This window comes from Trueperella sp. LYQ141, from assembly GCF_046599555.1.
In the GTDB taxonomy this organism is placed as follows: Bacteria; Actinomycetota; Actinomycetes; order Actinomycetales; family Actinomycetaceae; genus Trueperella.
Genome location: NZ_JBKIWQ010000003.1, coordinates 120,567 through 134,595 on the forward strand (window position 1 = coordinate 120,567; position 14,029 = coordinate 134,595).

Here is a 14,029-nt window from a genome sequence, read left to right on the forward strand (position 1 = left end):
GAGTTACAGATCTGACATTACTTCAGGAATTTCGCCAAATCATTGACGTTAACCTCTGGCTGCTGTGCCGGAGCCGCACCGAAGGCGGCGCCCCGCGCCTCACTATCGGCTGCCAGTTCTTGCGCGCGACGCTTCGCCGGATTCCCCGAACGCCCTTTCTTTCCCCCAGATTTATTCTGCTTGCGCTTCGGCTTCTTCTTACCATAGCCGCCGCCCATTCCAGGGATATTCGGCATGCCTGGAATATTTGGCATCCCGCGCCCATTCGAGACTTGAGCCATCATCTTTTTCGCCTGATCAAAACGTTCCATCAAGGAATTTACCTCAGGAACAGTCGTCCCCGAACCTCGGGCAATACGCTGCCGACGCGAACCGTTCAAGATCTTCGGATCGGCTCGTTCTGCCGGAGTCATTGACTTAATAATGGCTGCCTGACGGTCAATCTCACGCTCATCAAAATTCGCAATCGCTTCTCGGAACTGCCCCATCCCCGGCAACATTCCGATCATCTTCTTCATTGACCCCATAGAGCGCAATTGGTTGATCTGATCCAGGAAGTCATCAAGCGTAAAGCTCCCCTGGCTCATCTTCGCATTGAGCTCTTCGGCCTCTTTCTCCGACCAGATGCGCTCCGCCTGTTCGATGAGCGACAAAAGATCGCCCATATCCAAAATACGAGAGGCCATTCTATCGGGATAGAAACGCTCAAAATCGCTGAGTTTTTCGCCAGTAGAGGCGAAGAGAACCGGCTGACCAGTAACCCCGCGCACCGATAACGCCGCACCACCGCGCGCGTCACCGTCAAGTTTCGACAAAACGACGCCAGTAAATCCCACCCCATTACGGAACGCAATAGAGGTGTTCACGGCGTCTTGACCGATCATCGCATCCAGGACGAACAGAATTTCATCGGGATGGATAGCATCGCGAATATCCCGCGCCTGCTGCATCATCTCTTCGTCAACACCCAAACGCCCGGCCGTATCGACGATAACGACGTCATAGGAGTTCTCGCGAGCATGAGCCACACCTGACCATGCCACGTCCACCGGATTGCCAATACCATTACCTGGCTGTGGCGCCCACACCGCAACACCAGCTTGCTCGCCAACAACCTGAAGCTGGTTAACCGCATTGGGCCGCTGTAGATCAGAAGCAACGAGCAATGGACGATGACCATTTTCTCGTAGCCAACGCCCCAACTTACCAGCCAGAGTCGTCTTACCAGCACCTTGCAAACCGGCGAGCATAATTACCGTCGGTGGCGTCGCCGCCCAATTGAGCTCACGGGCCTCGCCGCCCAAAATCGCTACCAATTCGTCATTGACGATCTTGACGACCTGTTGGGCAGGATTCAGCGCCTGAGACACTAATGCGCCGGTTGCCTTCTGCCGCACAGTGGCAGTAAAGGTACGCACGACGGGCAGCGCCACATCTGCTTCTAACAAGGCGCGACGAATATCGCTGATGACGCTATCGACGTCCTTCTCCGATAGCCGCCCGGCTTTACGCAGATTACGCAGGGACGATGTAATCCGATCTGACAGTGAATTAAACATTAGGGACTCTCTATCCGTCGGGGAACTGCCTCACAGTTTACGGGGTACACGCCACAGCAGCGAATAATCCACCCCTACCGCGATATTACGACAACAAGGAATCAACAAAATCTTCCGGATTGAATGGAGCTAAATCGTCTGCCCCTTCACCCAATCCGACAAACTTGACCGGCACACCTAAGGCGCGCTGCACCGAAATGACGATTCCGCCTTTTGCCGTGCCATCAAGCTTCGTCAAAACGATTCCCGTAATGCCGGCAACCTCAGCAAAAACCTCTGCCTGACGCATTCCGTTCTGCCCAGTGGTGGCGTCCAACACCAAAAGCACCTCACGCAATGCTGCCGAACGACTAATGACGCGCTTGATCTTGCCCAGCTCGTCCATCAAGCCAGCCTTGTTCTGTAGACGACCAGCGGTATCGACAATGACAACATCCGCGCCTTGCTCTGTTCCAGTTTTGATCGCTTCAAAAGCAACCGAAGCGGGATCAGCGCCCTCTCGATCCGCTCGGACGATCTCCACTCCGGCCCGCTGCGCCCAGGTGCTTAACTGGTCAGCAGCCGCCGCACGGAAGGTATCCGCCGCCCCAAGAATCACGTTCTTTTCCTCGGCCACCAGCACGCGCGCTAATTTTCCAACGGTTGTCGTCTTGCCAGTACCGTTGACTCCCACCATTAGGATCGCCGCCGGATGACTACCCTGCTCATCTACACTGACCTCAGTATTCAAGGAGCGATCCATGGACGGATCCACTAAGCGAATCAACTCGGTACGCAAAATATCGCGAACAACATCCGGATCACTCGTCCCGCGAACCTTCGTCTCCGTGCGCAGCTTTTCCATCAGTTCCGTCGTCGCTTCTAAGCCCACATCGGCCATAAGCAAGGTTTCTTCAAATTCTTCCCAGTCCGATTCGGCTAAATCACCGCGTGACAAAATTGATAATAATGCCCGCCCTAAGGCGCCAGAGCTGGCCAAGCGACCGCGTAACCGCTCCATCCGAGACGGAATCGACTCCGGGCGCTCAATCATGGTGGTCGGCGTTTCAGCCGGCTGCCCTTCATCACTTATCTGATCGGTACTCGACGCCTCTGGCTCATCACGCGCAGTAATGCTCTCGCGTTCTTCCCACGGAAGCTGTGAAGAATCAGTGCGGCGATACCGGATAAACAGAGCCACACCGAGAGCCGCCACTGCGGCGATCGCAATAATGAGAATAAGGATATTGTCAGTAGTAATCACATCTATAGTCTGACGCACAAGACCAGTTTTTCCAATGCCGACCAGCTTGAGGTGTGCTACCTGACATGCGCAATACACGACTGCGCGGCACCGCCTACACTTTTTAGAGGCGGTGCCGCGCACACGTTAATCATGTTTTCTAGGCGGATTTACGCATATCTGTGGCAGAATCGCGATCCGGCACACTCGTAGACTTTGCCTTGCGCCCCGAAGAAACAGGCGCTGATTTGTGAGTACATTCAGTTTGATCACTATCTGCAGAATCCGCCGACTGCGCATTAGCACCATGCGAAGCCGTCTTACGCGCCCGACGCATCTGGCCTGAGCCGTGCGAATCCCGATGGCTGGCCACATCTACTGCCCGTGCCACCACTTTTTCTGTTCCGTCAAGAATTTTTCTCGGCAAATCCGAGCGAACAACTTGCGTCACGCCTGCTTCAATAGCCTCAGCCGAAACGTATGGATCTCCGCCATCGTGATCGAAAGTGGTAAACAGATCAGCGAGAGTGGTTTCTTCCATGTGAACGTCAAAGGTATCTCGCGTCAGCTTCTTAGAACGCCAGGCATCCACTGATTCCATCACCCACTGCCTAGATAAATGCATGGTGGACTGATGGTTGAGCACCAGGGCAACGCACCCAAGGGACAACGCAGCTAAAAACAAGATAAGCAAGATTGTGAGCACGTCTCTATTGTGGCGATTTTATTCAGCAATTCCTACCCCAACGCGGCGCGACTTGGTTACAGTTCGGTATCAATTATGGGGATATCCCCCGCAGGGTGGACCTCCTACGGGGTACACCCAACTTTCACCCCTCAACCCACGGTTTCCCGCCGCCGTCAAGGCTTTACTATCACCGGATTTTACTTACACTCGCTCTAGTATTGACGGTCCATCCGCATAGATAAACCGTCGATAATTCTTGACCTAACAGAGCTCCTGCCTGAATATGCGGAAAAACCCCGCATTTCAGCTATCGTATCCAGCACAATCCTTCACACGTTGGGAAATAACCGACGTCACCCCGTCTTCGCGCATCGAAATCCCATAGAGAGTATCCGCAATCTCCATAGTGCGCTTCTGATGCGTGATGACAAGCAGCTGGGAATGGTCACGCAACTGAGCAAAGACATCAAGAAGCCGCGTGAGATTCGTGTCATCCAAAGCCGCTTCCACTTCATCCATGACGTAGAACGGTGAGGGACGTGCCGTAAAAATGGCCACCAAGAACGCCACTGCCGTCAACGATCGCTCTCCACCGGATAACAACGACAGCCGTTTCACCCGCTTGCCCGGCGGGCGCGCTTCGATCTCAATACCCGTCGTTAATACCGATTCTGGATCGGTCAGCACCAATTTGCCCTGCCCACCCGGGAATAACCGTTCGAACGTGCGCTCAAACTCGCGTGCCACATCAGCCAAGGCCACACTCATAACCTCATTAACACGACGGTCAATATCCTTGACGATATTGAGCAGATCCTCCCGAGAACGCCGCAAATCCTCAAGCTGATGAGATAAATACTTCTGACGTTCCTCCAGTGCGGCATGCTCTTCCAAAGCCAACGGATTAATCTTGCCTAACCGCGTCAATTCCCGTTCCGCCTTAGCCAAACGCTTTTCCTGCTCGGCCCGAACAAAAGGACGCGGCTCAGCCTGCTCATCTGCTGGATCCACAATAGGCGTATGCGGGCCATACTCGGCAATCAGTGAATCGGCGCTGATCCCCAGATCGTCAACTGCTCGCTGCGCCAACTGTGAGTAGCGCAGTTTGTGTTCCGCTAAGGCCAGCTCGTGGCGATGCCCGAGTGCGTCAAAATCCCGCTCCTGAGCAACCAGACGATCCAGATTCTGACGCGCCTCAGCCAACTCGGCTTCAAATGCCACCCGCTCTTTTTCTGCTGCTATCCGCTGAGCATTAACCGTATCCAAAGCCTGTTGGGCTGCTTGCTCAGCCAACTGCGCATCTGCATGCACCTCACGCGCCTGCTGGGCCAAAACCTGACGGCGCTGCACATCGCGACTCTCACGCGCAATCCGATCCTCCACAGAGCGCGCTCGAGCCTCCAGGGCTTGCGCTTGCCCGGCATGCAAACGCACCTCTTCCTCACATGAACGCAATTTTAAACGCTGATCCGTCTCGGCAGTGCGGGTTATTCCTGCTTGGTGATGAGCCTTTTCCCGAGCAAAACTCAGTTCCTTAGCTTTAGCAGCGAATTCCTCCGGATCGGCAGATAACGTCTCATGCTGTTCTTGCAAAGCTGCCACATCAACACACAGCTCTGCTTTGTCAACATCAATGCGTTCTAACCGCTCTTCATTGCGAACAACATCATCTTGAGCTGCGCTAACCGTCTGGCGTAACACGCCAAGCTGCGCTGTTAACGCCGCCATCTGCGAATCTCGGGCGGTCAACTGCCCGGCAAGCGTATCAAACTGTTCCTCAGTACGAGCCAATTCAACTCGTGCTCGCGATAGAACCTCCTGCGCATTAGCAAGCTCTTCGGCTGCCATCTGCGCCTGCTGTTTGGCCTGCTCATAGGCCGCCTGCCGAGCCAGAATTGCACTAGCCTGGACGTGCCCACCCCACGCATGATTGCCATAAATCACATCGGCTGCTGGCGTCGCAACAGCCGGAGCACCCGCTTCTAATAGCTGACGGGCAACAGCCAGATCAGCACACAGCACGACCCCCGCGACCGCACATCGCAGAGCCTGCGCCATCTCATCGTCCCCCACAATGGCAGCACTGGCCAGTTGAGCCACATCTGTCTCGTAATCACACGCCGCAAGCGCTGCCCGCGCCTGATCATCTACCGCATCGTGAACCCTCGGGGTCATGATTAGCATATCGAGCCGGCCAGAGTGCTGATCTCGAGCCGCCCGCAAAGCATCAATAGCAGCATCAACATCAGTGACCACCGCACCCGAAGCCACACCTGCCAACACTGCTTCCACCGCGCCTTCCCAGCCGGCAGTAACGTGTACGACATCGCGCACCAGGCCACGCACTCCCACGCGGTGTTCGTCAATCAACCACGCCGTCGCATCCGGTGCCGCCAGGGACATCTCCAGCGTTTCTGCTTTCGCACTCCACTCGGCAAGAGAGGATTGCGCATCCATCATGGCCCGCTGTGCCACATCCACATTGTCATGAGCTGCTTGCCGCTCTCGGGCTGCTTCCTCGTGGGCAATAGAAAGCGTGTCATCACCGTCGGTATGCGCAACAGCTTGCTCTTCTAACTCGCGCACCTGCGCCCGGGCCTGCTCAGCGCGGGTGCGCGCCTCTGCAGTTGCCCGCGCAACCCGCTCTCGCTCTTGGGACAAAGCCTCAATGCGAGAAGATGCCGTCGCGATCTTTCCAGTAAGCCGAGCGACCGCTTCTCGCCGATCCGCCAACGAGCGATTGATAGCCATCAGTTGCTCGTCAATCTCATTTTCCACCCGCTCGGCGTCCTCGCGAGCACTAATCGCCTGACGTAACTGTTCGCGCGTTTCGTCAACCGCCTGAGCACACTGACGTTCTTTTTCGCGTAATTCCTCGGCGCGAGCACGAATACTATCTGGGCTTTCCCCGCTATATACCGATTGCAGCGGCTGCGCGAATGTGCGTTCGCGTTCCTGAGCGAGCTGCGCTAAACCGCGGAAACGTTCCACTAGCGAGCTGAGCCGCTGCCAATTTTCCGTCATTGCCGCAATATGCGGATGGGCCGCATCGGCGCGAGTTTGCAAAAGCGCCACTGATTCACGGGCATGTGCCACCCGTTCCATAATCTCCTGGCGTTGCGCAGCAAGTTTTTGCTCATCAACATGCCCCGCTGCTACCCGAGCTTGAACCTGAGCCAAATCATCTGCCATGAGCCGCGCCCGCGCATCAAAAACATCTGCCTGAATCACTTGGGCACGTCGAGCAGTGGCTGCCTGTCGAGCCAATGGCCCAAGTTGACGGCGCAGTTCTTTGGTTAGATCGTCAAGTCGGGTCAGGTTACCCTGCATCGATTCGAGTTTGCGTAACGCTTTTTCTTTGCGCCGACGATGTTTGAGCACTCCGGCAGCTTCTTCAATAAAACCGCGACGATCCTCTGCACTTGCCGTCAGCACCTCATCTAATTTTCCTTGACCGATGATGACGTGCATCTCGCGCCCCATGCCGGTATCGGATAACAACTCCTGAATATCTAATAACCGGCAGGCCGTCCCGTTGATCGCGTATTCCGAGCCACCGGAGCGGAAAAGGGTACGCGAAATCGTCACCTCAGAATACTCGATTGGTAATGCCCCATCGCTGTTATCAATGGTGAGCGAGACTTCTGCCCGCCCAAGCGCAGGACGTTTAGCTGTTCCGGCAAAGATGACATCTGCCATATTGCCGCCCCGCAAGGACTTGGCGCCCTGCTCTCCCATCACCCAAGCAAGAGCATCAACAACATTCGATTTGCCTGATCCATTTGGACCGACGACACAGTTAATGCCGGGTTCAAACCGCAAGGTTGTTGCCGTGGCAAAGGATTTAAACCCGCGCAAGGTCAAGGATTTGAGATACACTGAATCAGTTTAGGCTAGAAAGACTGCCCGCTACCGCCGCACAGCGCGGAATTAGGCGAATATCTCAACGCACTACCTCAGGCGCTGTGGCCAAACCAAATAGCGATTTCGCGCGCTGCTGAGCCTTCCCCGTCGGAGGAATGAATCAGATTGCGGATCTCTCCATCTCCCCAATCGCGCCCTAAATCTCCACGAATCGTTCCCGGAGCGGCCTCAATTGGATGAGTTGCGCCAGATAAGGTGCGCACCGCCTCGATAACCCGATCGCCACCGATCACGGCAGCCACAATCGGCCCAGAGGTCATATATGCGCATACTCCGGCATAAAACGGCTTATCCACATGCTCGTGATAGTGCTCGGCAAGTTGCTCCGGCGTAGCCGTCAACATACGCATCTGTTCGATGCGATAGCCCTTGGCTTCGATCCGCCGCAAAATCTCGCCAGTTAGCCCGCGCTGCACGCCGTCCGGTTTAATCAAAATTAACGTCTGCTGAGTCATGCCTTTATGGTAGCGGTCCGTCACTGGAAATGTTCCGGTAACGGACCACTAATTTAGTCTAATTTGCGTAGCACGCCACCAAGGGCAATCTACGCAATCGCCTGGCGCTCTCCTATCGGCACTATGAGGCCACTGCGATAGTGTTCGTCAGCTATATTCCCGACGGGCATCGCAGGTATCACGCCTATGCGCCATCTGGAGCCGGACGCCCCATTACACGCCGGGCCTGACCAGCGAGAACGACCGATCCCATAACCAGCACAGACGGGGTTGTGATCTCCGTCGGATCCACGCTTTCGGCAACATCGGCAGCAAAGACAATCGCGGTATCGAGTTGTGGTTCTATCGCAACTCGATCTTCCCCAAAGACATCCCGTGCGATCTGGGCTACCTCGTCAATCGGCATTGCGCGTTCGCTATCTAGTTGCGTAACCACAACCGAATGAACGTATGGCTCGGCAATCGAAAGGATTCCCTCCACGTCCTTATCTGCCATCGCCGCAAAGACTAAGACGTGTGTGCCGGGGAAAGATTCCTCCCAACACGTCATCGTCACCTCTGCGCCTGCCGGATTATGTGCCGCGTCAACAATCACCAGCGGAGAAGATCGCACGACCTCCATCCGACCAGGCGAAACTGTTGACATCAGCGCGTGTTCAATGACTTGTGCTGAGAATGCGTGCCCGCCGAAAAATGCCTCACCGGCAGCAATTGCCATCGCCGCATTGCGCGACTGATGTTCTCCGAGCATAGCCAGCGGAATATCCTCATAGCGCGCACACGGAGTGGACACCGTTATCAATTGACCAGAAACTGCTGGCTCTCGGTTCTCAACCTTCAGATCCTGACCGTAATACACCGCGCTAGCTCCTTGGCACGCTACACGTTCTTGAACGAGCTCCATCACCTGCGGTTGTTGCTCTGCGCAGATGAGCCGCGCACCCGATTTGAGAATACCGAGCTTTTCCGTGGCAATATCCGTCAGATCATGGCCAAGCCAGCGTTCGTGATCTTTGGCAACTTCCATGAGCACGGCGACGTCAGCATCCACCACATTCGTCGCGTCCCAGGTTCCCCCCATGCCTACTTCGATGATGGCAACATCCACTGGCGCATCAGCGAATGCCGCATACGCCATGACGGTGAACACCTCAAAGAAGCTCATCCGTACCCCGTTTGGCTCAGCGCGATCAACCATCTCCACAAAGGGGGCAACGTCATTCCATGCCTGGATAAAGCCCGCAGCACTGATGGCCTGACCGTCAATGGCAATGCGTTCTCGTACTGACGATAAATGTGGGGAGGTGAAGCGCCCAGTACGAAGCCCCTGCTCGCGCATGAGTGCTTCAATGAGCCGGGAGGTTGAGGTCTTCCCATTTGTTCCCGTGATGTGAATGGCACGGAACATCTGCTGGGGGTTACCCATCAGATCCAAACAGGTACGGACCCGATCAAGTGACGGTTGGACCTTGTGCTCAGGCGCTCGGGTGAGAATCTCTCGATAAATTCGAGCGACCTCAGCCTCTTCCTGCGCCTGCTGAGCACTTAGATCCACCCGCACCGCATCGCGTGGGCAGTGGCGACCGATCGTGTTCACGCGATCTTCTCCACAACAACCTCGATTCCCGCACCGCCGGCAGCCACATCAGCTTCCAATGCCAAGGTTTCGCGACAGATCATCTCCAGGTGGGTACGGACCGCCGCTACCTGTTCCTCGGGAACGCGCAAAGTCAAGCGGATTCGATCTGCCACATGCAGACCATCAGATTTGCGCTGGTCTTGAACGGCGCGAACCACATCACGGGCGTAGCCTTCAGCTTCTAACTGCGCATCGAGAACGGTATCGAGCACCACGAAGGACCCAGAATCGAGAACATCGGCAACTGAGCCTTCTGCTGCATCTACCGCAGTGCTCAATTCGTACTGGTTCGGACGCAGCGTAACCGGCGGATCAACATGCATCAGCACTCCACCGTCACACGCCTCCCAGTTGCCCTGACGGGCAGCAGCAAATAATTGCGAGGTCAAACGCCGAATCTGCGGGTCAAGTTCCCGAGGCAAAACTGCCAATTCGTGGCGAACCTGCAGACCCGATTCAGCTGCGGTTTGAATCGTAACCGTCTTGACGTTGACTTCAGAGGCAATCAGCTCGGTAAATGGAGCCAAATCCAGATCCGTCACCACAATGAGCGAACGCAGCGGCTGACGCACGCGCAACTTATGCGCTTTACGCAGCGCGTGGGTATGGGAGACAACGTCTCGCACTTCGTCCATAACAGCAACCAGCTCGGCATCCACCATGTGTTCCGGCAGTTGCGGCCAATCCGTCAGATGCACGGAGCGCTGCCCCGTGAGCCCCCGCCAGATCTCTTCTGAGATCATCGGCAACAGTGGGGCAACCACCCGCATCAAGATCTCCAGGCAGGTGTACAAGGTGTCAAAAGCGTCGTGATCCTCGTTCCAGAACCGATCCCGCGAGGTACGCACATACCAGTTGGTCAGCAGATCAATATATTCACGGATCAGCTTGGTGGTCGCCGGGATATCCAAGTTATCCAGATGGTCGCGAACCGCGTCGGCCAGGAGCTTAGTACGGGAAAGTAAATAGCGATCCATCACATTCAAGCCAGCTACCCGCTCAGCGTCGTTGAGGTCGATTGCGCTAGCGACATATCCTGCTCCACCGTCACAGGTTCCGGCATACAGAGCAAAGAAATACCAGGTATTCCACAACGGCAAAACGACATGGCGCATGGCTTCCCGAATATTTTCTTCACTGACGACGAGATTGCCGCCGTGCAATACGGGCGATCCCATCAGCATCCAGCGCAGCGCATCCGCCCCGTACTGGTGGAACATCGCCATCGGATCGGGATAGTTCCGCAAGGATTTGGAGGCTTTGCGCCCGTCATTACCCAAAATCACGCCATGCGAGATACAGGAGGTGAAAGCCGGACGGTCGAACAACGCGGTAGATAGCACATGCATGGTGTAGAACCATCCACGGCACTGTGCCACATATTCGACGATGAAATCCCCTGGGAAATGCGAATCAAACCATTCCCGATTCTCAAAAGGATAATGGCGTTGCGCATACGGCATAGAGCCGGAGTCGAACCACACGTCAAGGATGTCGGTGATTCGGCGCATTGTGGACTTGCCCGTCGGATCATCTGGATTAGGACGGGTCAGCTCATCAATATAGGGGCGGTGCAGATTTGGTTGCCCATCCGGACCGACTGGCAGGCGGCCAAAATCGCGTTCCAGCTCAGCAAAGGAGCCATACACGTCGATACGCGGATAGTTCGGATCATCGGAACGCCATACCGGAATAGGTGTACCCCAATAGCGGTTGCGCGAGATAGACCAATCGCGAGCGCCCGCCAACCACTTACCAAAGATTCCGTCCTTGGTGTGTTCCGGCTGCCAGGTGATCTCTTGGTTGAGCTCTACCATGCGGTCGCGGAACTTCGTCACGGCGACGAACCATGATGATACCGGCTTGTAGATAAGCGGCTTACGGCAGCGCCAACAGTGCGGATAGGAGTGGACATAGGACTGTTCCCGAACCAGCACTGCTCGTTCAGCTTGCGGGCGACGTTCCATTGAGCCGCTTGCGTCGCGTAAATCGCGCGTGATAGCTCGATTGGCTTCAAAGACTTGGATGCCTGCGTAGTCCGGGACGTTATCCATGAACTTTCCGCCTGCGTCAACCGTCTCCACAACTTCGATCTGCGCACCAGCTAAGACGAACATATCGTCTTCACCGTAGGGGGCGATGTGGACGAGGCCCGTACCATCTTCCGTGGAAACATAATCTGCGGTGGCAATCGTCCAGGCATTCGGACCTGGCTTTTCCTCATCGCGGGAGAAGTAATCGAAGATCGGATAGTAGCGTTTGCCAGCTAACTCTTCTCCTCGGCACTGGGCAACGATCTGTGGATCCTCACCGAGTTCTTTCGCATACGCGCTCAAGCGTTCACGCGCAATAATCACGCGCTGCCCAGCCAGTGGGCCCTGCGTCACTTCTACCGTCACGTACTCGATCTGCGGGCCAACCGCGATAGCTAAATTCGCTGGTAGCGTCCACGGAGTTGTCGTCCAGATCAGTGCCAGTTCGCCCGATTCTAGGCGTAAGCCGACGGTGACGGTTTGGTCCTGACGATCTTGGTAGACGTCATCATCCATCTTTAATTCGTGATTGGATAGCGGAGTCTGATCGTTCCAGCAGTATGGCAGGACTCGGTAGCCCTCATAGACCAGCCCTTTATCCCACAACTGTTTGAAGGACCAGATAACCGATTCCATAAAGGTGGGATCGAGGGTCTTGTAGCCGCCGTCGAAATCCACCCAGCGTGCCTGACGGGTGACGTATTCTTTCCATTCTTGAGCGTATTTCAGCACGGAGGAACGGCATGCGTCATTGAATGTTTCGATGCCGAGTTCATCAATCTCGGATTTATCTTCGATACCGAGGATGCGTTCCGCTTCGATTTCAGCCGGCAAACCATGAGTATCCCAGCCAAATTCGCGGTCAACACGATACCCGCGCTGCGTCTGATAGCGCGCGACGACGTCTTTAACGTATCCAGTTAGCAAGTGACCATAATGCGGCAAGCCATTGGCAAAGGGCGGGCCATCATAAAAGACGAACTCATCCCCTGTGCGCTGGTCAATGGATGCCTCAAAGGTATTATCCTGCTGCCAGTACTGAAGGATCTCATCCTCAAGCGCTGGAAAATTCGGCGAGGCGAGTACGTCCTCGTCCCGATGCAACGGATATTTCGTCGGCTTTTCGACCATCACATCTCACTCCTCAATGGCGCGGTCAGGAGGTGATCGCGCGCCTCACAATGTGTCAGGCCCCTCACGGTTGTCAGGGTTGTGCGCGAGGGCGACTATGCCGCGGTACCACCTCGCTTGCTGGCGAAAGCCAGCCGCTCATTGGGGACGATGACGGGTCCATCCGTTCGGTTCTACTGAGGCGATTGACGGGCGATTGTTTGACGCGCTGGCGCGGCACAATCTCGATACATTGCTTGTGCCGCTGAACGTTGCGACCAGCTCAGTATCTGCTCTGCATTGCTACCGTTTAGAGGCGGCAGCAGAACATGTACATCTGCCTGTTCTTCCGAATGCTCGCCGGTGATAGCCGGGTCACTGCACCCCTGATCCTAATACAGCCCTGCCTTTTCGAGGTATGTTCCACAGTGACCTGCGCGCAATATCACGTTTCATCGTGCTGGCGCGCCACTACCGTGTTCGACGCCTGAGCCACCGGCCGTAATATCATCGAATCCACATTGACGTGCTCTGGCAAACTCACCGCCCAACGGATCGCTTCGGCAACATCCTCGGCTGTTAAGGGACGATCAACTCCCGCATAGACGGCATCTGCAGCAGCCTGATCTCCGTGATAACGCACCAGCGAAAACTCTTCCGTATGAACCATCCCCGGCGCGATTTCGATAATCCGTACTGGCGTGCCAACTAGCTCAAGCCGCAAGGTATTGGGAATCATCCGCTCCCCATGTTTCGCTGTCGCATAGCCGCCACCTCCCGGGTAGGTATCGTGACCAGCCGTGGACGTAATATACAGTAGCGTTCCCCCACGCTCGATCATCGTCGGTACAAGGAGTTGAGTGACCCGCAAGGAGGCAATGACGTTCAACTCATACATCCGACGCCATTCGTCAATTTTTCCTTCGGCAATCGGATCTACTCCCAGCGCTCCGCCCGCATTATTAATGAGAATATCTACTGGCCCGTGTTGATCGAGATAGCTTTTGAGAACCTCTACCCCGTCAGCTAACAGATCGGCAACCACATAGGAACATCCCGTCTCCTGCGCCAGTGCTGCCAGCCGGTCAGCACGACGGGCAGTGGCGATGACGTGATCTCCGGCCGCACATAATGCCCGAACTGTGGCTGCACCGATGCCTGATGATGCTCCCGTAACAAGAACAGTACGTGGCATGATCTTCCTCCCCTTTGTCTGCGATGCTGCGCTGTGGTTAGCAGCCATATTCTGCGCCGTTTGCCCCTCTGCCGCGTCATCTCAATGCCTTACCGATATGCGGCTTGCCGCGCGCCTAGACTCTTACGCTTCGGCAGTCAGCGTTGGTGAGAACCGGATACGCACGTGGCAATCACTGACTCAATCAGCTCCTCGTCAGGGCGC

The 14,029-nt window shown here is 55.6% G+C and carries 8 protein-coding genes; all 8 read right to left on the reverse strand.

What is annotated here, in order from left to right; genetic code table 11:
* Nucleotides 1-17 precede the first annotated feature (17 nt).
* A complete protein-coding gene (ffh, locus tag ACLHIJ_RS03565) occupies nucleotides 18-1,559 on the reverse strand; it encodes a signal recognition particle protein (RefSeq protein WP_411296037.1) in 1,542 nt (513 codons plus the stop codon).
* Between the two features lie 85 nt (nucleotides 1,560-1,644).
* Nucleotides 1,645-2,802 carry a signal recognition particle-docking protein FtsY gene (ftsY, locus tag ACLHIJ_RS03570; protein ID WP_411296036.1) on the reverse strand — a complete coding sequence of 386 codons (1,158 nt, stop codon included), beginning with the start codon at nucleotides 2,800-2,802 and terminating at the stop codon, nucleotides 1,645-1,647.
* Nucleotides 2,803-2,941: 139 nt separating this feature from the next.
* Nucleotides 2,942-3,487: a hypothetical protein gene (locus ACLHIJ_RS03575; RefSeq protein ID WP_411296035.1), complete on the reverse strand. Its 546-nt coding sequence runs from the start codon at nucleotides 3,485-3,487 to the stop codon at nucleotides 2,942-2,944.
* 285 nt (nucleotides 3,488-3,772) lie between these two features.
* Nucleotides 3,773-7,348, reverse strand: a complete 3,576-nt coding sequence (gene smc / locus ACLHIJ_RS03580; RefSeq protein ID WP_411298482.1) for a chromosome segregation protein SMC — start codon at nucleotides 7,346-7,348, stop codon at nucleotides 3,773-3,775.
* A gap of 77 nt (nucleotides 7,349-7,425) precedes the next feature.
* Nucleotides 7,426-7,848 carry a nucleoside-diphosphate kinase gene (gene ndk, locus ACLHIJ_RS03585; protein WP_411298483.1) on the reverse strand — a complete coding sequence of 141 codons (423 nt, stop codon included), beginning with the start codon at nucleotides 7,846-7,848 and terminating at the stop codon, nucleotides 7,426-7,428.
* Nucleotides 7,849-8,032: 184 nt separating this feature from the next.
* On the reverse strand, nucleotides 8,033-9,445 hold the full coding sequence (locus ACLHIJ_RS03590) for a bifunctional folylpolyglutamate synthase/dihydrofolate synthase (protein WP_411296032.1): 1,413 nt from the start codon (nucleotides 9,443-9,445) through the stop codon (nucleotides 8,033-8,035).
* Complete coding sequence (ileS, locus tag ACLHIJ_RS03595; RefSeq protein WP_411296263.1) at nucleotides 9,442-12,651, reverse strand: isoleucine--tRNA ligase; 3,210 nt, start codon at nucleotides 12,649-12,651, stop codon at nucleotides 9,442-9,444. The genes ACLHIJ_RS03590 and ileS overlap by 4 nt, the downstream gene beginning before the upstream one ends.
* Before the next feature lie 424 nt (nucleotides 12,652-13,075).
* Nucleotides 13,076-13,825: an SDR family NAD(P)-dependent oxidoreductase gene (locus ACLHIJ_RS03600; RefSeq protein ID WP_411296031.1), complete on the reverse strand. Its 750-nt coding sequence runs from the start codon at nucleotides 13,823-13,825 to the stop codon at nucleotides 13,076-13,078.
* Nucleotides 13,826-14,029 lie beyond the last annotated feature (204 nt).

Bases quoted from the DNA above. Each gene is read 5' to 3' on its own strand.
- ffh (WP_411296037.1), bottom strand. From the start codon at position 1,559: ATGTTTAATTCACTGTCAGATCGGATTACATCGTCCCTGCGTAATCTG.
- ndk (WP_411298483.1), bottom strand. From the start codon at position 7,848: ATGACTCAGCAGACGTTAATTTTGATTAAACCGGACGGCGTGCAGCGC.
- ileS (WP_411296263.1), bottom strand. From the start codon at position 12,651: ATGGTCGAAAAGCCGACGAAATATCCGTTGCATCGGGACGAGGACGTA.
- ACLHIJ_RS03600 (WP_411296031.1), bottom strand. From the start codon at position 13,825: ATGCCACGTACTGTTCTTGTTACGGGAGCATCATCAGGCATCGGTGCA.